This window comes from Stenotrophomonas sp. NRRL B-14846 (assembly GCF_050473585.1).
Taxonomy (GTDB): Bacteria; Pseudomonadota; Gammaproteobacteria; order Xanthomonadales; family Xanthomonadaceae; genus Stenotrophomonas.
Genome location: NZ_JBFLUN010000022.1, coordinates 3,281,876 through 3,299,464, shown reverse-complemented (window position 1 = coordinate 3,299,464; position 17,589 = coordinate 3,281,876). Strand labels below are relative to the sequence as shown.

At 66.0% G+C, this 17,589-nt stretch carries 14 protein-coding genes; 10 read left to right on the top strand and 4 right to left on the bottom strand.

Features of this window, described 5'->3' with window-relative positions:
- Window positions 1-230: 230 nt before the first annotated feature.
- Window positions 231-332: a class III lanthipeptide gene (locus AB1281_RS17355; protein ID WP_206120592.1), complete on the bottom strand. Its 102-nt coding sequence runs from the start codon at window positions 330-332 to the stop codon at window positions 231-233.
- 377 nt (window positions 333-709) lie between these two features.
- Between AB1281_RS17355 and lanKC the strand changes: the two genes are divergently transcribed.
- The 5 genes from lanKC to AB1281_RS17330 are packed head-to-tail and all read left to right on the top strand — an operon-like array spanning window position 710 to window position 8,473.
- A complete protein-coding gene (lanKC, locus tag AB1281_RS17350) occupies window positions 710-3,496 on the top strand; it encodes a class III lanthionine synthetase LanKC (RefSeq protein WP_430346500.1) in 2,787 nt (928 codons plus the stop codon).
- Window positions 3,493-5,136 (top strand): ABC transporter transmembrane domain-containing protein, encoded by a 1,644-nt coding sequence (locus AB1281_RS17345; protein ID WP_430346499.1) that lies wholly within the window; start codon window positions 3,493-3,495, stop codon window positions 5,134-5,136. The genes lanKC and AB1281_RS17345 overlap by 4 nt, the downstream gene beginning before the upstream one ends.
- Window position 5,137: 1 nt before the next feature.
- On the top strand, window positions 5,138-6,499 hold the full coding sequence (locus AB1281_RS17340; RefSeq protein ID WP_430346498.1) for an ABC transporter permease: 1,362 nt from the start codon (window positions 5,138-5,140) through the stop codon (window positions 6,497-6,499).
- A 10-nt stretch (window positions 6,500-6,509) separates the two neighbouring features.
- On the top strand, window positions 6,510-7,724 hold the full coding sequence (locus AB1281_RS17335; RefSeq protein WP_014038601.1) for an FtsX-like permease family protein: 1,215 nt from the start codon (window positions 6,510-6,512) through the stop codon (window positions 7,722-7,724).
- A 53-nt stretch (window positions 7,725-7,777) separates the two neighbouring features.
- Complete coding sequence (locus AB1281_RS17330; RefSeq protein WP_430346497.1) at window positions 7,778-8,473, top strand: ABC transporter ATP-binding protein; 696 nt, start codon at window positions 7,778-7,780, stop codon at window positions 8,471-8,473.
- Between the two features lie 79 nt (window positions 8,474-8,552).
- Here AB1281_RS17330 and AB1281_RS17325 read toward each other — a convergent pair whose 3' ends face one another.
- Window positions 8,553-11,903 (bottom strand): autotransporter domain-containing protein, encoded by a 3,351-nt coding sequence (locus AB1281_RS17325; RefSeq protein ID WP_430346496.1) that lies wholly within the window; start codon window positions 11,901-11,903, stop codon window positions 8,553-8,555.
- 174 nt (window positions 11,904-12,077) lie between these two features.
- On the opposite strand from AB1281_RS17325, the gene AB1281_RS17320 reads away from it, so the two are divergent.
- From AB1281_RS17320 to AB1281_RS17310, 3 genes are all read left to right on the top strand, one after another.
- The gene (locus tag AB1281_RS17320; RefSeq protein ID WP_430346495.1) at window positions 12,078-12,596 is read left to right on the top strand and encodes a Rossmann fold nucleotide-binding protein; all 519 of its coding nucleotides are present in this window, start codon (window positions 12,078-12,080) and stop codon (window positions 12,594-12,596) included.
- Between the two features lie 91 nt (window positions 12,597-12,687).
- The gene (locus AB1281_RS17315) at window positions 12,688-12,888 is read left to right on the top strand and encodes a hypothetical protein (RefSeq protein ID WP_430347013.1); all 201 of its coding nucleotides are present in this window, start codon (window positions 12,688-12,690) and stop codon (window positions 12,886-12,888) included.
- A 104-nt stretch (window positions 12,889-12,992) separates the two neighbouring features.
- Window positions 12,993-13,343, top strand: coding sequence for a VOC family protein (locus AB1281_RS17310; RefSeq protein ID WP_164118236.1), 351 nt, complete (start codon window positions 12,993-12,995; stop codon window positions 13,341-13,343).
- A 15-nt stretch (window positions 13,344-13,358) separates the two neighbouring features.
- On the opposite strand, the gene AB1281_RS17305 is transcribed toward AB1281_RS17310, so the two are convergent.
- Window positions 13,359-13,988 (bottom strand): TetR/AcrR family transcriptional regulator, encoded by a 630-nt coding sequence (locus AB1281_RS17305; RefSeq protein WP_430346494.1) that lies wholly within the window; start codon window positions 13,986-13,988, stop codon window positions 13,359-13,361.
- A gap of 124 nt (window positions 13,989-14,112) precedes the next feature.
- Here AB1281_RS17305 and AB1281_RS17300 point away from each other — a divergent pair, with 124 nt between their 5' ends.
- Entirely contained in the window at window positions 14,113-15,585 is a 1,473-nt protein-coding gene (locus AB1281_RS17300) for an MFS transporter (protein WP_430346493.1), read from the top strand.
- An 11-nt stretch (window positions 15,586-15,596) separates the two neighbouring features.
- Here AB1281_RS17300 and AB1281_RS17295 read toward each other — a convergent pair whose 3' ends face one another.
- Window positions 15,597-15,908: a KGG domain-containing protein gene (locus AB1281_RS17295; protein WP_430346492.1), complete on the bottom strand. Its 312-nt coding sequence runs from the start codon at window positions 15,906-15,908 to the stop codon at window positions 15,597-15,599.
- Between the two features lie 194 nt (window positions 15,909-16,102).
- Here AB1281_RS17295 and AB1281_RS17290 point away from each other — a divergent pair, with 194 nt between their 5' ends.
- The gene (locus tag AB1281_RS17290; protein WP_430346491.1) at window positions 16,103-17,587 is read left to right on the top strand and encodes a DUF4434 domain-containing protein; all 1,485 of its coding nucleotides are present in this window, start codon (window positions 16,103-16,105) and stop codon (window positions 17,585-17,587) included.
- The last annotated feature ends 2 nt before the right edge of the window (window positions 17,588-17,589 follow it).

Genomic DNA, 17,589 nt, shown 5'->3' with positions numbered 1-17,589 from the left:
TCGAGCAATGGTCACGGCTGCAGCACGTGCTGCAGCTGGCGGATCATCCCCCCCCCCGGGATGCCCGTCCTGGCATTGGCAGATGCAGGACGCGCAGCGCAGGCAGCGGACGGCTACCTGTCAAGCGATCTCTACGTCGTATGGAGGCTTGCCACGTGGCGGTGCATCACGCTCGTGGCAGTTGTCGAGGTGGTGGGCGCGCACCACCACCTCAGGCAAGCCGGAGAGGCTTAGCCGTTGCAGCAGTCGTGGTCGGAGCTGCTGCAGCTGTTGCCCAGGTTTTCCTGCTGGTTTTCGATCATCAGGCGCTGCAGATTCAGGACGCGATTCATATCAACTCTCCTTAGTCGTACATGGGATCGGGAGGCATGCGTGCCTCCCACGCGTTACGCAATGAAACGATTCACTGCGTGATTGCACCACGCAATCTCAAAGCCCTGTTGCAGTTGTTGAAGAACCCCGGTCTATACGTGGCGGATGGAAAATGGCATTGCCGATTGGAATGAGTCAAGTCAATTGTGGAATGAGAATCGCCTGCGCAATGTAGCGGCAAGGTACGGTGGCAATCATCGATCTGCAGGGACATTCCGGTTGACTGCATCGCAGTGATATCCGGCGATTTTCACGCCGTGCTTACGAATGAAGCGGGCGGGGAATCCGCATTCCGCGATGCCTGCAGGCCGGAGCGCCCGCAATGCATCCATCGCGCATGTGCGAGGCGTTCGCGGATGTGTGCACCGGGCAAACGAGCCGTGGAACCGACCAGGGAGAGACGATGTCAGCGCGTCAACGATCATTGCGTGAAGCACGCCACATGGACAAGGCCGCCTATGTGGGGGGCGACGAGCGGTTCTACGAATTTAGCTACAACCAGTACAGGCCCAGCGAGGATTTCCGCAATATCGTCGAAGCGGAGATCGAGGCGGCCGGCATAGCGTGGAAGATCCATCGCATAGGCGTCTGGTCGCACCTGACGACGCATGGCGACCCGGTCGCCGGCAACCTGCCGCCGCAAGGCTGGAAGATCCACGTTTCAGCCACGCAGGAGAGCTGCCAGCGAGTGCTGCGCACCGTCACCCGGATGGCCTTGGCCGAGCGCGTGAAGTTCAAGTTCGCCAATGACATGAACACGATGCGCATGATGAGCTCCAAGCGTTGGCCGCGGGGTGGCTCGGGCAAGTTCATCACGCTCTATCCGCTGGACCTTGCGGTCTTCACGCGCTTCATCGAGCAGCTGCATGGGGCGCTGAAGGACGAAGATGGCTCGTACATCCTGTCCGATCGACGCTACAAGGACTGCCGCTGCCTGTATTACCGCTATGGCGGCATGCGCCAGGTGTACCGGCTTGATTTCATCGGCCAGAAGGTGCCGATGCTGGTCGCGCCCGACGGCAGCCATGTTCCCGACCTGCGCAATCCCTATTTCGAGGTGCCTGCCTGGGAAACCGACCCGTTCCCCAGCGAGGATGATCCCGGCGAGATGACGTTGAAGGAGGGCCGCTATCAGGTGCAGGCCGCGCTTGGGTTCTCCAACACGGGCGGGGTCTACCTGGCGTTGGATCAGGTCACCGGGGAGGAAGTGGTCATCAAGGAAGCGCGGCCCCATGTGGAAATGCACGGGGAAGGGCTCGACGCCACCAGCCGCCTGGCACGCGAACGACGCAATCTGGAGTTGCTGGGCCCGGTGGGCGCCTCGCCGCGCTGCCTGGATGCATTCACCGATTGGGAAAACAGCTATCTGGTGGAAGAGCGTCTGGATGCATTCGATCTTCGCGAGCTGATGCTCAAGCATTCGCCGCTGATGAAGGCCCGTCCCAGCGCACGCGATGGTAGTGACTACTACGGGATGTGCGTGACCATCTTCACCGGTCTGCTGCGCGCGGTCGACCGCGCACACAAGGTGGGAGTGGTGATCGGTGATATCTCGCCGTCCAACATCATGGTCGACCGCAGCGACATGCGTGTGCGCCTGATCGATCTGGAGGCGGCATTCCTGGACGGCAGCGATGAATGGGATGACATCCACACGCCCGGATTCCGCCGGATCATGAAGGGTCGCAAGCGCGCCAGCTGTTTCAGGGATGACCGTTACGCGACCGCAGTGGTGATGTTCTACTGCCTGTTCCCGCTGATGGCCATGGCCTACATCCGCACCGACCTGTTCCAGAAGGTGCTGCCGGTGATGATGGAGGACATCGGCTGGCAGCACACACCAATGGCCGAGGTCATCCAGGCACTGGTGGACGACCGTATCGGCCTGGAGGAGGCTGCACAGTTGCTGCAGCAACCGGCGACCCTGCAGGCGCCGTTCTCGGCGCCGCAGCGCCCGTTGCCGGCGCCGCGCCAGTGCATCCGCCGGCTGCTCGCGTTCATGGACGCACACAGCCGCCTGCAGCCGGAGCGGACGCTGTTCCCTCTTGATCCATTCTCGCACTCCACCAACACGATGAGCCTCGGTCTGGGAGCCACCGGTGTGATCCACGCCTTCCACGCGGTGGGTCATCAGCCGCCATCGGCGGTGATGGAGCGCTATGCGCAGGAGCTGCAGGCCCTGGATCGCACGACGCTGCCACCGGGGTTCCTCACCGGCCTGGCCGGCATCGCCTGGTCGGCGCTGCTGCGTGGCGAGGTGGAACTGGCCCGCAGCCTGCTCGACAGCGCTGACAGCAGTAGCCTGCTGCATGCGCATCACTCGCTGTATCACGGCATGGCGGGTATCGGAATGGCGCACCTGGCCATGCATCACGCGACCGGCCTGCCCGGGCATCTCGACAAGGCGCTGTCGTTGGCGCGGCGGCTTGCAGAAACCGTCCACCATGGAGAGCGGGGCGCCTACTGGCAGGACGAAGGTGGTGTGCGCATTGGCATGGGCTACGGTCAGGCAGGCGTGGCGCTGTTCCTGCTGAGGCTGTCGCAGCTCAGTGGTGATCCGGCATGGCGCGTGCTTGGCGAGCAGGCACTGCGCCACGATCTCTCCTACGGCTTCGAGCTGGAGACCGGGGTGACCACCTTCCCCAGCTCACCGGAAGAGGTCAACACCTACGAACCCTATCTGGAGCAGGGAACCGCGGGCATTGCCAAAGTCGCGATCCGCTACGGCCTGTGGCAGGACGTGAATCGGCTGGTGGATGACTTCCATCGCAAGTATTCCGGCTTCTGCGGCCTGTTGTATGGCCTGTCGGGCATGCTGGATGTGTTCGTCGACGCCCATCTCTACTCCGGCGATGCGACGTACCTGCGGATGGCGGAACGACCGTACCAGGGCATCGTGGATCTGTATCTGTTCGAGGAGGAGGAGGGAATGGCGGCGGTGCCGGGCGAGAATCTGTTCCGCATTTCCTTCGACCACGGTACCGGCATCGCCGGGGTGATCCGCGCCCTGCACCGGTACGACACGCTGGCGCCGGATGAGTTCTTCCTGGATGCACTCGATGTGCATGGCCCGGTGGCACGGAAGGTGGACGGAGCCGGGGTGGGGCAGGTGGCGGTTGCATGAATGCGCACCCGCAGCCAGCCGGACAGCCACTTCAACGCGAGGAGACCGCGCAGCGGCACAGTGTGCGCGCCATCCTCGCCAGCTTTGCGATCCTGCTCGGCCCACTCCGTGGGCGCTACCTTGCGGTGGCCGCCACCACCGCGATGTTCGGCGGACTGGGCGGGCTGCTGCATCCGCTGCTGATCCGCGCGATCTTCGACGAGGCCGCCAGCCGCCAGGATTTCAACCGGTTCCTGCTGCTTACCGGTGCGTATCTGCTGCTGTGCCTGGTGACCAACCTGGGTAGCTACAGCTGCGCACTGTGGCAGCAGCGCGTGGACAACCGCATCGTGGAGCGGATCGGGACCTCGTTGCTGACCGCCTACTATGGCCGCAGTTATGACGAGGTGGTGCAGAAGGGGGCCGGCTACTATGTGGCGCGGATCCGCTCGGACGTGAAGGATGGCGTGGTGCCGATGCTCTCGGTCGCACGCACCACCCTGACCCAGGCGGTGACATTCGTCGCCTTGATCGCAGCCCTGCTGATCATCTCCTGGCGTGCGTTCCTGGTGCTGATGGCCATCATCCCCATCGCCACCACGGTCAGCGTGCTGGTCGGCCGACGCATCCGCGAGCTGACCGTGGTGGAGCGTGACCGCGAGGCCGAACTGGTTTCTTTGCTGACCCGGGCCGTGGCTGCCTTCAAGATGGTCTGTACGTTCGGCCTGGGCCCCAGGACGGTGCAGGCCCATGACCGCAGCCTGCGCGAGGTGCTGGATTCGACCTACCAGCGCTTCAGGGTGGTGAGGACCCTGCAGGGTGCGAGCGACCTGACGATGGTGATCTCGGATGTCTGCTCGATCTTCGTCGGCGCACTCTTCGTGTTCCGCCAACAGATGACACTGGGTTCGTTCATCGCCTTCATGAACGCCTTCTGGCGCTCAGCCACGACGCTCATCGGCATCTTCAAGAACATTGCCGAGATGCACAGCCATGGTGTGGTGGTGGTGCGGGTGGCGGAGTTCATGACCGCACCGGCAACCGCGGCGCCGGCCACGCACATTGATGGTGGTCTGCTGGCGACGTCGATCGGCTACGGGTATGGCGCCGCTCCGGTGTTCTCGGATTTCACCCTGGCCCTTTCACCCGGTGAACGTGCACTGGTGATTGGCGACAATGGCAGCGGCAAGACGACCCTGGCCAACGTCCTGGCCGGGTACTTCCAGCCCGTCGCCGGCCAGCTGCTGCGACCGGCGCGTATCCGCGCCATCACGCTTCCTCTGCAGTTCCCTCCGCTGAAGGTGCGCGAACTCGGAGCCGATCCGGTGCTGCTGGCGCGACTGGGGATGGACGGCGACGGGATCGCCGACAGCCTGCCGGAAACCCTGTCGGCAGGGCAGCAGCAGAAGATCGCCCTGGCGATGGTGCTGGGCGAGGACGCCGACCTCTACATCCTTGATGAGCCGGTCGCCAACCTCGATACCGCCAGCCGCGAGATTGCGATGGACGCGATCTTCGCACGCAGCCATGGCCGAATGCTGGTGATGATCATGCACGGCGCCGAGGCCTACCGCGCCCGATTCGATCACGTACACGAACTTGGCAGGTCCATGTGGCAACCGGCACGGGTCACGCCCGTGCACGTCCGGGGAGAGGCATGACATGAAGTCGATACAGGGTGCAGAAAAGGGTGCGGGCATGCGCAGGCTGGTCTACTGCGCGCAGGTGGCGCTGCACAATACACTGCGGAGCAAGGCCATCACCGCCCTGATGGTGCTGGCCATCGCGGTGGGAATTGGAGCCAGCATGACCACCTTGACCGTGGTCTACCTGCTGTCCGGTGATCCCTTGCCTGGGCGCAGCGGTGATCTCTACTACCCCCAGCTTGATGCCAATCCGAACTCGAAGGGCCGCGAGCCATACGACGTGCTGGACTATCGCTCGGCCTTCGACCTGTGGTCGTCCGGGCGCGCGGACCAGCAGACACTGGTGGTCACCAATCCGGTCAAGCTGCGGCCCGATCAGGGCAGCGCGCCACCGGTCATCCGCTCATCGATCTCCACCACCACCGACTTCGCGACGATGTTCGCGGTGCCGCTGGCGCATGGACGCTGGTGGTCGCGTGAGGAAGATGACGCGCGCGCACGTGTGGTGGTGATCTCGTCGGAGCTCAACGAGCAGATGTTCGGTGGGGGCGACAGTGTGGGGCAGACGCTGCGGGTCAAGGACACCGCGATGCGGATCGTGGGCGTGCTCGCACCCTGGCGGCCCTCGCCGCTGTTCTACAAGGTGCGAGGCGGCCGCTTCAGCGGCGGCAACACGTCGGGCTTCTTCGCCTCGGCCGATGACCTGTTCATGCCGCTGACCTCCAGCCTGGAGATCAACGACGGTGACTTCGTGCCGTTCACCTGCTGGTCCACGCCGGAGGAGCGCGGCCGGCTGCAGACCGCGCCGTGTGTCTGGGTACACCTGTGGGTCAAGCTGGACAGCGCAGCGAAGGTGGCCGCCTATCAGCGGTTCCTGCAGAACTATGCCGCTGAGCAGAAGGCCCTCGGCCGGATCAGCCACGCCGACAACACGCGGCTGCGCTCATTGATGCAATGGCTCGACTTCAACCAGGTGGTGCCCAGCGACGTGAAGCTGCAGGCCATCCTGGCCTTCGCCTTCCTCGGCATCTGCATTGCCAATGTGGTCGGTCTGCTGCTGGCGAAGTTCCTTCGCTACAGCGGCGAGATCGGCTTGCGCCGTGCGCTGGGCGCAAGCCGCGCTGCGATCTTCCTGCAATGCGTGGTCGAGGCCGCGCTGGTGGGTGCACTCGGTGGCGCGCTGGGCCTGTTGCTGACCTGGCTCGGCCTGAGCGCGGTGCGCAGCCAGCCGGTGGCCTATGCGGACCTGGCGCGGCTTGATACCACCATGTTGCTGTTCACCCTGGCGCTGTCGGTGCTGGCCAGCCTGCTGGCGAGCCTGATTCCCGCGATCCGTGCCAGTGCGGTCCAGCCCATCGCCCAACTGAAGCTTCTGTAGAGGAACCACCATGCAGATCGGCATCGTACTTTCGGCCCTGCGCCGGCACCGCCTGGCGACCTTCCTCATCGCGATGGAGATCGCATTGGCCTGCGCCGTGTTGTGCAACGCGATCTTCCTGATGATCGAGCGGAACGCTGCAATGCAGCTGGTCAGCGGCCTGGACGAGTCACGCCTGGGGGTCATCCAGCTCGACGGCATCGACGCCGAGCGCGCCAACGATGTCAACGCGCGGGTCGTTGGCGCATTGCGGGGGCTGAGTGGCGTGACGGCGGCCGGGCTGGTCAGTGCCATGCCGTTCGGCAGCCCGGGCGTGCGCGCCGGCGTCAACCTGGACGAGGACCAGCAGGTGCCCGGCGGCGTTCTGGATTTCTACCTGGCCGATGCCGTGGCCCTGGACGCGCTGCAGCTGCACCTGGTGGGGGGGCGCATGCCCGGTGCGGACGAGTTCGCACCGACCGATGAACTGGTGCCGGCCAATCCCCCGGCGCTGGTCACCCAGGAGCTGGCGCAACGTTACTGGCCCGGCGAAAGCGCCGTGGGCAAGAGCCTGTGGGCGATGGATACCCGGCTGCGGGTGATCGGCGTGGTCGAGCACATGGCTGTGTCCCGCCCCGGCCGCGGTGAAGCCAAGGGCTCGGACTGGTCGGTGATCGTGCCCGCATCGCAGGGCCCGCGCCTGACCGGCCGCTATCTGGTGCGCGCCGAGGCCGGCGACATGAACCGCGTGATGCGCGATGCGCAGCAGGCAATCCGCCGTGTCGCGCCGGACGTGGTGTTCGATGTCGAAGGCAGCCGGCGCATCTCCGAACTGCGCGAGCGCCATTTCGAAGGTGACCGGGTCATGATGGGGCTGCTGGGCGGTGTCATCATCGCGCTGCTGGCCGCCACCGCCCTGGGTATTGTTGGATTGGCCAGCTACTGGGTGGAACAACGACGCAAGCAGATCGGCATCCGCCGCGCGCTGGGGGCCACACGCACCGATGTGATGCGCTATTTCCAGATCGAGAACCTGCTGATCGTTTCCATCGGCATCGCCGCTGGGGCTCTGCTGGCCTACGCGATGAACCTGACCCTGATGCGTTTCTACGAACTGCCGCGCCTGCCACTGCTGTACCTGCCGGTCAGTGCGGTGATCCTGCTGCTGCTGGGTCAGGCAGCGGTACTGGTGCCGGCGCTGCGCGCCGCAGCCATCGCACCGGTGGCGGCCATCCGTTCGTTGTGAGTCCTGCAGCGGCCGTCACCGGTCGCTGCTTCCATCTGCAAGCGAGAATTCCCATGCTCAGGATGCAAGGCGTCAGCAAAGTGTTCCAGGTGGGTGAGGTCATGACCCATGCATTGCGCTCCATCGACCTGTCGGTGCAGGAGGGCGATTTCCTGTCGATTACCGGCCCTTCCGGCTCCGGCAAGTCCACACTGCTGAACATCCTCGGTCTGCTCGAGGGCTTTTCCGGCGGCCACTACGCGATCGGCGGCGTGGATGTTGGCGGCATGCGCGACGCGTCGCTCAGCGCGCTGCGCAACGAGAAGATCGGATTCGTGTTCCAGGCGTTCAACCTGATTCCGGACCTGACCATCCAGGCCAATGTGGAGGTACCGCTGCGCTACCGTGGCATGGCGGCCGCCGAATGCAGGCAGCGCGTGGTCTCGGCACTGGCCCAGGTCGGACTGGGCAGCCGCATGTCGCACTATCCCGGCGAACTGTCAGGTGGGCAGCAGCAGCGCGTGGCGATCGCCCGCGCCATTGCGGGTACTCCGGCCCTGCTGCTGGCCGACGAGCCGACCGGCAACCTGGACTCGCAGATGTCGCAGGGGGTCATGGAGATTCTGCGTGAGCTCAACCAGGGCGGCATGACCATCATCATGGTGACGCACGACAAGGAGCTGGCGGCGTGCGCTGGTCGCAGCGTCCACATCGTGGATGGGCAGATCGTCGAGGTCACGGCGCAGGCCATGCAGGCGCTGTGCGCCTGAGCTGAAAGGGAATCACCCGCAAGCAGAAGGGGCGGCCGAACGGCCGCCCCTTCTGGTTTCATCGCACGGCAGGCACAGGTCAGAAACGTACGGACCAGCGTGCATTCGCACCATGGTCACGACTCTCGCTGCCGAACTGGCCGCTGTAGCCCAGTTCCAGCTGCTGTCGTGGGGTCAGCCAGGCCGAAAGGCCCAGTTCGGCCACCACCGCGTTGTCGGCAATCGGTGCGCCGTTGACCGCGAACGTGGAGCTGCCGTTGGCAAAGGCAAGGTTGGCGACCTGGCTGCGATCCCCCGAGGCACGGCGATAGCCGACGCCACCGCGCAGGTGCAGCCAGCTCTCCTGCTGGAACGAAGCCTTCAGCCCCTTGTCGAAGCGCACGCCGGCGGTGGCGATCGTGGTTCCGGTGTCATCCACCTTGCCCTGCAGCGCCGCTGCTCCACCGCGTTCGTTGATGCGCTTGAGGTCCACTTCCACGCGCGCCACCTGCAGGTACGGTTCCAGCCCTGCTTCCGGGCCACCGAAGCGGTAACCGGCTTCGATGAAGGCTTGGCGGGTACGGGCGTCGTAGCGTGCGCTCAGGCTGTCACTGAAACCTGCGAAGGCAACATCACGCGTACTCTTCACCTCATGCTTGCTCCACGCCACACCACCGCGCAGGCCGAAACCGCCCCAGGTGTGGCTGGCATAGGCACCGAAGTGCGTGTTGTCGATCTTCGACTTGGCGCGGCGGTCCTGCTGCTTCACGTCGGTACGGCCGGTGCCGGCCAGCACGCCAACCTGCCAGCCGGAGAACTCGCGATCGATGCCGACCAGCAGGCCGTTGCTGTTGGCTTCGGTACGGGCGGTGTTGAAATCACCGTCCAGCTTGCTGTTGCCGCCGATGGCCTGCACCCATGCACCCGTCGCATCACCCGCGTCGGTGCCGGGGGCCGCAGCGCCGGCACGGCGTGACAATGCGGCATCGCGCACGTAGCGGCTGCCCTCGACCAGGGCGATGGCCGTGGCCGGATGCAGCTCGCCGCTGAGACCGTCGAGCACGCCACCCACCTGCTGCGGGAACAGCTGGGTCAGCGGTTTGGGCAGGCCCTGGGCGATCGGCAGCAGGTCGGCCGCCGCCGCCACTGCACGCTGGTTGGGGGTGTTGGCAGCGGTGGTCAGCGAGGCACCACGGGCGACATCGATACGCGTGCCATTGGCCCCGTAGGCCAGGCTGAACTGCAGGAAGGGCGAGAACGCGCTGAAGTCGGTCTTGGCGAACTGGCCGCTGATGCCACCGTCGGCACGCAGGAAGTTGAACTGTTCGCCGAGGTAGTACACGCCCGGTTCCGGCAGCGCGACCAGGGTGCCGCCGAGAGTGGCGGTGCCGGTCACATGCAGCTGGTCACTACGGCCACCCGGTGCCAGCTCCGCTGCATAGACGCCGGTAGCGCCCTGCACGTAGTTGCCGTTGATGGTCAGCGTGCCGATCGAGTTGCCCGGCGCGATGATGCCGTCCACGCGGGTGTTGCCGAGCGTGCCGACGCCCTTCAGCAGGCCATTGGCGCCGACCGTGGTGGTGCCACCGGTCTGCGTGCCGTTGAAGGACACCACGCCTCCGTTGACCACCAGGTTGCTGTTGTTCAGTACGCCGCTGGCGCTGACCGTGCTGACGCCACCGGTGGTGGTCAGGGCGGTGGAGACCAGGCTGCCGTTGAGCAGGAACTGGCCACCCTGGACCTCGACCGCCGACGTGAGCGTGTTGGTGCCGTTCAACTCCAGCATGCCGTCCTGCACCACGGCGCCGTTGAAGCTGTTGTTGCCGCTCAAGCGCAGCCAGCCGATGCCGGATTTGGTCAGTTTGCCGGGGCCGCCGATGTCGTTGGTCCAGTTGTCCCAGGCATCGCCTTCCCAGACCTTCAGGCCGCCGGCCTTCTGGTTCATCACAACGTTGGTATCCACGCGCAGCGAACCATAGCCTTCGATGGCCTTGCGCAGGTCGACCATGCCCCAGCCGTAGATCGCGTCGATACCCGGCGCGCCGAGATCGCGTGCGGTGGTCAGCAGCACGTCGCGGACCTGGGCGTTGTCCAGGTACGGGAAGCGCTCCATCAGCAGGCCAAGAGCGCCCGTGATGTGCGGCGCGGCCATCGACGTGCCGGTCTTGGTGCCGTAGACGTAGTTGGTTTTCTCGCTGTCGATGATCAGCCGCACGTAGGCGGAGGTGTTCTCGATGCGGCCCTGGATATCGCCGGAGACGATGGTGCTGAGGATGTCGGTGCCGGGGGCCGAGATGCACCAGTTGGCGGCAACGCCACAGATGCTGGAACTGCCATCGATCACGTAGTCGGTTTCACCTGCGGCGGCATTGGGCCGGCGGACATTGGCGACCGCCAGCCAGTACGGTTCCAGTTCGGGCTTCCAGCGCGGCATCGACGCGGTGATGCCGGCAACCGCACCGCTGCCGTTGCCGGCCGACCACACCTGGATGAGGGTGGAACCCGGGGTATCGCCGTTGCTGGTGTAGATGCTGCCGTACACGCCGTAGTCGGCACCGATGCTGGCGTACTGCTGGTCCAGCGCGGCGGCGGTCATGTTGCGGGTGGAAATGCCCCAGCTGTGGTTGATGGCGCGTACACCCTGCGCCTGGATCTGCGCATACATGTCCAGCGTGGCGGCATCATCCGGATCGGTGCGGTACACCGCGCGCGGCCGATAGAAATTGTCGGGGTCCAGGCGCCACTCGTAGTAGGTGTCACCGAACACGCGGGCGGCGGTGAGGTCCGCACCAAAGGCCACGCCATGCATGCCGGTGCCATTGCGGTTGGCGCCGATGGTGCCAAGCACATGTGTTCCGTGGTCGGCGTAGCTGAAGCCATAGGGCTGGCCGGCGGCGATCAGGCGTGCCGCCAGTGAGGCCGGAACGCCGGCGCCGAGGCCGTAGTAGTTGTAGCCCGGCTGTTCGCCGCGGGTCTGCCCGCAGGCGCCGGTACCGGCGACGACACCCGGCGTCGCGCAGTCGGCACCGATGGTGATGCTGGAGGTATTGCGTCCTGCAAACTCTGGATGCGCCAGTGCGGAGCCCGAGTCGAACAGCGCCAGGCGCACGCCCTTGCCGGTCAGGCCGCGTGCATAGGCGTAGTCGGCGCCCATCGCACCCAGGCCCCAATCGGCGTTGAATTCATCGCTGCGCCAGCTGGCCGGATCGCCCGGGTTGCCGAGAACGGCGGTGCTGCTGGCGGCAGGTGCAGTGGCCGTGGCTGCAGGTGCCGTGCTGGCAGCGGGCTGCGCCCACGCAGCCTGCAGCTGGCGCTGCTGCTGCCAGGCATCAAGTGATTCGCTGGCCATGGCCGGCAATGTGGCGGCCAGCAGCAGCGAACTGGCGACGGCAAGCGCCAGCGGGCGGTGCAACAGGGAGCGGGACGAACGGCCGTACAGCGGGTGATTCATCGGACAACTTCCTTGGTTGACGGACATCAAGGCCGTTAACGCCAAGGCGTGGCGATATCCCCCAGTAATGTGAAGGGATTTTTATGAACGTGTTAATGTTTTGTGATCGGTGCGTGGCGTGGCTCCGTCATACAGAGCACCGTGATCTTTCCTTCCGAGGCCTTGGAACCGTCCATGCGTACCGCATTCCGTAAACCACAGTTGGCGATATTGGGTAGTGCCGATCCTGGCAGTGACGCGTTCGAGCGCGCAGCTGAAGCAGGGCGTTTCCTGGCCATCCAGGGCATCACGGTGGTCAGTGGCTGCGGCAGCGCCGCTACGCGGGTAGCTGCCGAGCAGGCGATCGCCGCCGGTGGCCAGGTGCTCAGCGTCATCCCGGAAGGCAGCATGCCGCCGGACGATTGGCCGGCCACGGTGGTGGTGCCCTGTGGCATGGGGGATGCGCGCAACCTGATCATGGCCCTGGCCGGTGATGCCTGCATCGTCATCGGCGGGCGCGCCGGCACGATCTCGGAGGTTTGCCTGGCGTGGCTGCACAAGCGACCGCTGCTGCCGCTTGTGGGGGCGGGTGGCTGGTCCGACGCGCTGCCTGACAACCCGCCGGACGAGCGCGGCAATTCGCCGATCCTGCCATGGCGCAACATTGATGAACTGGCCGAGCAACTGCGTGTCCTGGGGATGCTGCAACACTGAGTCCAACCGCATCCGCCTTCACCCAACGTCCCGTGTGCAGCGCTAAGGTGGCCCGGCCTGGGCTCACCAGGCTTATCAAGGAGTGATGTCGATGCGTACTTTCAGGAAAGTGATCGCCGGTGCTGTGTTCGCGTTGGCCTGCAGCGGCTCGGTGGCCGTGGCCGGACCGGTCCAGCCCTGCGATTTTCCCTGCTGGAAGGCCTATCAGGCGTGTGTATCCGGCGGTGGTGATGCCATGGAATGCCAGTACGAATACGATCGATGCGTCATGGAGCGCTGCGGCGCGGTGTAAGCCCAGCCATGATCGGCTGATGACGGGCCCCGTCAGTGACGGGGCTCTTCTGTTTGTGCGCAGGGTCGAGCACTCTCGACGCATTCTTCCTGGTGGAGTGGAACATGGCCGTCAAGCGTGTCGTCGCCAACATCGCCACCCCCGATCCCGCGCGTGCCGCTGCGTTCTATGGCGAACTGCTCGGCATGCCGGTGGTGATGGACCATGGCTGGATCGTCACCCATGGCGGGCAGGGCAGTGCGCTGGCGCAGGTCAGCTTCGCCAGCGAAGGAGGTTCCGGCACACCGGTGCCGGACCTGTCGATCGAAGTGGACAACCTGCAGGAGGTGCTGGAGCGCATGCGCGCGGCCGGCATTGCGCTGGAATATGGCCCGGCCGACGAGCCCTGGGGCGTGCGGCGCTTCTTCGTCCGCGACCCGTTCGGTCGGTTGTTGAACATCCTCGCCCACGCCTGAGCGACGGCCAGCGCGTCAGCGACGCGTGCCGCCACGCTTCGGGGACGGCGACACGCCGACCATGCGCAGGCAATCGGCCACCACCGCCGCAATGAAGGTGTCGGCGTCCTGTGCCGGTGCCGCGATCAGATCGTCGGTGGCGCCGTGCACGCCGGCATAGATCAGCGAGGCCGTGACCTGCGGTGCCGGCAGCTGCCACAGGCCTGCACGGGTGCCCGCCTCGAGGATGTCGAGCAGCTGCTGCTGGATGGCGTTGCGCTCGGCATTGCCGCGCTGGAGGTGGTGATGGTTGGCGTAGACGACGTCGTGCAGCGCGTGCGTGCGCACATAGGTCTCGATGTTGGCGCGGATCCAGGCGCGCAGGCGCGCCACGACATCGTGGGCAGGCTGCTGCTGCACGGCGTGGTCGACCTCGGCCATGAACTGCTGCGTGTAGCGCTGTGCCAGCGCCTGCAGGATCTCGGTGCGCGAGGCGAAGTAGGTATAGAACGTGCCTTTGGCCACGTCGGCGGCGGCCACGATGTCGCTGATGGTGGTCGCTTCCACGCCCTGTGACAGGAACAGCGCCTGCGCGGCGTCCATCAGCTCTTCCTGGCGGGTTTCAGCGGGTTTGGTACGGGGCCTGGCGGCAGCGGGGATCTGCATGGGGCGGGGTCCGGGTGCGACGGTGCTTATTCTAGCCGTCCTCCCGCATTGACTGACCGCCAGTCATTGACCGACGGTCAGTCAGTCGGCTACGATTCGCCCACATCCTCCCCAGGATCCGTACATGCAACGCTTCCGACGGCCGGCTTTGGTGCTGGCGGCCTATCTGGGCACCTTCCTTGCCTCGCTGGACATCAGCATCGTCAACGTCGCGCTGCCGACACTGCAGCAGGCACTGCACACCGACATGGCGGGGCTGCAGTGGGTGATCAATGCGTATGCCATCGCCCTGTCGGCGCTGATGCTGTCGGCGGGACCGCTGGGTGACCGCTACGGCCATCGACGGATGTGGTTGCTCAGCGTGGCGACCTTCACCGTGGGCTCGCTGCTCTGCGCCTGCGCAGGCAGCCTGCCGGCACTGGTGGCGGGGCGGGCGGTGCAGGGTGTGGCCGGTGCCCTGCTGATTCCCAGTGCGATGCCGATTCTCAGTCATGCATTCCCTGATCCGCACCAGCGCGCGCGGGCGATCGGTGGCTGGTCGGCGTTCAGTGCGTTGGCCCTGGTGCTTGGGCCGTTGCTGGGCGGGGTGCTGGTACAGCGCGCTGGCTGGCCGAGCATCTTCCTGATCAACCTGCCGCTGGGCCTGCTGGCGCTCATGCTCGGTGCCTGGGGGATTCCCGAGCGGCGGCATCCAGAGCATGCCGCGCTGGATCCTGCCGGGCAGCTTCTCAGCATTTTCGCGCTGGGTACGCTGAGCTACGGCCTGATCGCGATCGGTGAGCACGGCCTACTGGCGCCACTGACCCTGTCGGTCATGGGCATCGCGGGCGCTGGCCTGATCCTGTTCGGTATCGTCGAACGCCGGGTAGCACGCCCACTGCTGCCGCTGGACCTGTTTGCCGATCGCCGCTTCGGCATGCTCAATCTGGCATCGTTCGTGCTGGGCTTCACCGCCTACGCGAGCCTGTTCTTCCTGTCACTGTTCTTCCAGCAGGCGCAGGGGCATAGCGCAGCCCTGGCAGGCGCACAGTTGGTTCCGCAGTTCCTGTTGATGGGCGTGGTCTCGTTGCTGTTCGGGCGCTTGGTGGTGCGCGTGGGGCTGCAGGCTGCGCTGGTCTCGGGCTATGGGCTGGCCGGCGTGGCGCTCTGTGCGATGGCCGCGTTTGAGCCGCTGACCTCGCGCGGATATGCCAGCGGCTTGCTGATGCTGCTCGGCGTTGGAATGGGGCTCGCGGTTCCCGCGACTGGTATGGCGGTCATGGCCAGCGTGCCGGCCGAGCGCGCAGGTATCGCTTCAGCCACGATGAATGCATTGCGCCAGGCGGGCATGAGCCTGGGCATCGCGCTGCTGGGCAGCCTGATGGGCCTGCGCGCGGTGCGGCAGTTCGCTGCGACCGCGCAGGCGGCAGGGCAACCCGCAGTGGCCGCACAGGCGCGCGCGTTGATCCTGCAGCCGTCGGCCTTGCTGCCAGGCGCGCAGACGCTGGCCTGGTACCGCGGCGCCATGGCCAGCGGTTTCGGCTGGGCGATGGCCGTCGCCGGCGTGCTGGCCCTGCTGGCGGCGCTGGGTCTGTACCGCCAGCGCCAGCGCGCTTGAGTGCGCTGCAGTCAGCCCTGCTGGCGTCGCAGCGCCTCCTCGGTGGTTGGCGAAGGCTCGGCCGCGTGCTGCTGTTGCTGCTGCCGTGCATTGGCGTGGCGCGCGTGCCCGCCTTCGCGGCCGATCGCTGCCATGTGCTGGCGATTGCGGCTGATCGCCTCGCCGCCCTTGCGGCCTGCCACGCGTGCCTCGGCCGGGCTGAACTCATGTGCATTACCGGACGCATGCGCGGCGCGTCCACCCTTTGCGGCGATCGCGCGCTGCTTGTCCTGGTCCATCGAAGCGAAGCCGCGATGGGAGGTGCCGTGATGCTGGTCAGCCATGTGAAGGCTCCCGGTGCATGGAAAGGAAGCTCATCCTTGCGCGTGCCCGGCTAAGGGAGTGTCCGCGCCGGCGGCGTGGTCTTCACGCCACACCGCACTGCCTTTCACGGCGCAGCTACGCTGCTGCGCGGCGGGCGTGGCTTGGCTAGGATGGGCCGGCATGCCGGACGGCAACCCAGACAGGAAAGGACACCATGAACAGATTCGGATGGCTCGCACTGCTGGCCTGCGCTGCGCCGGCCCATGCGGACAACGCATTGCTGAGCGGTAGTTTCGTGCACTTCGGTTACTCGTCCACCGATGAGCAGTTGCCGGCGGCACAGCTGCCGATGTTCCTCGATGAACTGCAGGACCTGGGCAATGACACGCTCATCATCGGCCAGACCCGCGCCACGCGTGCCGGCGTGGGCTGCGCCAGCAGCGCGCAGGATTTCGAATGGATCGCCGGCTTCCCGGCCAAGCTGGGAACGGTACTGGATGTCGCCGCGGCGCGCGGGATGAAGGTCGTGGTCGGCATCACCTACAGTTCGGGCCAGTGCGCGACGTTCTGGCAGGGGGCGAACGCCGCAGCGGTGGCGCAGGATGCAGCGCAGTCGATGGCGCTGCTGGCCCAGCACTACGCAGCGCATCCGGCATTCGGCGGCTGGTACATCACCGATGAGCCCGCGCAGGTGCCGGCGGACCGTGCGTCCTTCTACCGCGCGATCGTCTCCACACTGAAAACGGCGACGCCGTCCAGGCCGGTGATGGTGGCGCCCTACCTGGCGTCGTCCAGCGTCGATCCGGCCAGCGTGGCCAGTGCTGCGCTACGGTTCCGCTCCGCCACGGGGGTCGACGTGCAGATCTGGCAGGACGGCATCGGTGCGGCGTCGCACGCGAAACTGTTCCAGTGGGATCGACCGGGCTACTCCACCGAGCAGTACTACCAGGCGCTGTCGGCGCAGCTGGGCGCCAGCGCTGTGTGGGCCGACATCGAGCTGTTCAACCATGGCAGCCCGCTGTTCCTGGACACCGGCAACGGCCTGTCCGGTGCATACCGGTCGGCGTCGGTGCAGCGCATCAACCAGCAGTTGTGGAGCGCGCGTTCGGCTGGCAAACGCGTTGCCTGGCTCAACCAGTACCACATGTCCGAAGTGGTCGGCCCCGGCCAGGGCTACGGCGAGGCGCCGCGGATGATGAACACCTATCGCGGGTTGTACGGGTTGGGTGCCTCGTACCTCGTCGATCCGGCGCAGACCACCTATCACTACAGCGTGGCGCCGGCGGCCAGCTATCCCGACAGCAGCGGCCATGAGTTGTTCGACCGCCGTGTAGGTGACCCGCGCAATCCGATGGACGCGGGCTGGGTAGGCGTGCACGGCAACGTCAGCATCACCATCGACCTCGGCCAGCGCCGACGGGTGGACTGGATCGGCCTGCACACGATGACCCGCCCGGCCTGGGGCATCGTCACGCCGACGTCGGTGCAGGTGATGTGCGCCGAGCCGGGAACGACCGCCGTCCCGATCGGCACGCTGTCGGCACCCTTCACCCAGTCTGGCGTGATGGGCTCGACCGAAGAGGAGTACGTGCTCGGCAATGCAGCCCCCCTGGCTGCCCAATGCCGCACGCTGGAGCTGCGCGTGGCCAACGGCAGCTGGACCTTCCTCAGCGAGATCGAGATGGCCGCAGAGCAGTAGCG

Coding starts and splice junctions, on each gene's coding strand:
- AB1281_RS17355 (WP_206120592.1), bottom strand. CDS start 332: ATGAATCGCGTCCTGAATCTGCAGCGCCTGATGATCGAAAACCAGCAG.
- lanKC (WP_430346500.1), top strand. CDS start 710: ATGTGCGAGGCGTTCGCGGATGTGTGCACCGGGCAAACGAGCCGTGGA.
- AB1281_RS17345 (WP_430346499.1), top strand. CDS start 3,493: ATGAATGCGCACCCGCAGCCAGCCGGACAGCCACTTCAACGCGAGGAG.
- AB1281_RS17340 (WP_430346498.1), top strand. CDS start 5,138: ATGAAGTCGATACAGGGTGCAGAAAAGGGTGCGGGCATGCGCAGGCTG.
- AB1281_RS17335 (WP_014038601.1), top strand. CDS start 6,510: ATGCAGATCGGCATCGTACTTTCGGCCCTGCGCCGGCACCGCCTGGCG.
- AB1281_RS17330 (WP_430346497.1), top strand. CDS start 7,778: ATGCTCAGGATGCAAGGCGTCAGCAAAGTGTTCCAGGTGGGTGAGGTC.
- AB1281_RS17325 (WP_430346496.1), bottom strand. CDS start 11,903: ATGAATCACCCGCTGTACGGCCGTTCGTCCCGCTCCCTGTTGCACCGC.
- AB1281_RS17320 (WP_430346495.1), top strand. CDS start 12,078: ATGCGTACCGCATTCCGTAAACCACAGTTGGCGATATTGGGTAGTGCC.
- AB1281_RS17315 (WP_430347013.1), top strand. CDS start 12,688: ATGCGTACTTTCAGGAAAGTGATCGCCGGTGCTGTGTTCGCGTTGGCC.
- AB1281_RS17310 (WP_164118236.1), top strand. CDS start 12,993: ATGGCCGTCAAGCGTGTCGTCGCCAACATCGCCACCCCCGATCCCGCG.
- AB1281_RS17305 (WP_430346494.1), bottom strand. CDS start 13,988: ATGCAGATCCCCGCTGCCGCCAGGCCCCGTACCAAACCCGCTGAAACC.
- AB1281_RS17300 (WP_430346493.1), top strand. CDS start 14,113: ATGCAACGCTTCCGACGGCCGGCTTTGGTGCTGGCGGCCTATCTGGGC.
- AB1281_RS17295 (WP_430346492.1), bottom strand. CDS start 15,908: ATGGCTGACCAGCATCACGGCACCTCCCATCGCGGCTTCGCTTCGATG.
- AB1281_RS17290 (WP_430346491.1), top strand. CDS start 16,103: ATGAACAGATTCGGATGGCTCGCACTGCTGGCCTGCGCTGCGCCGGCC.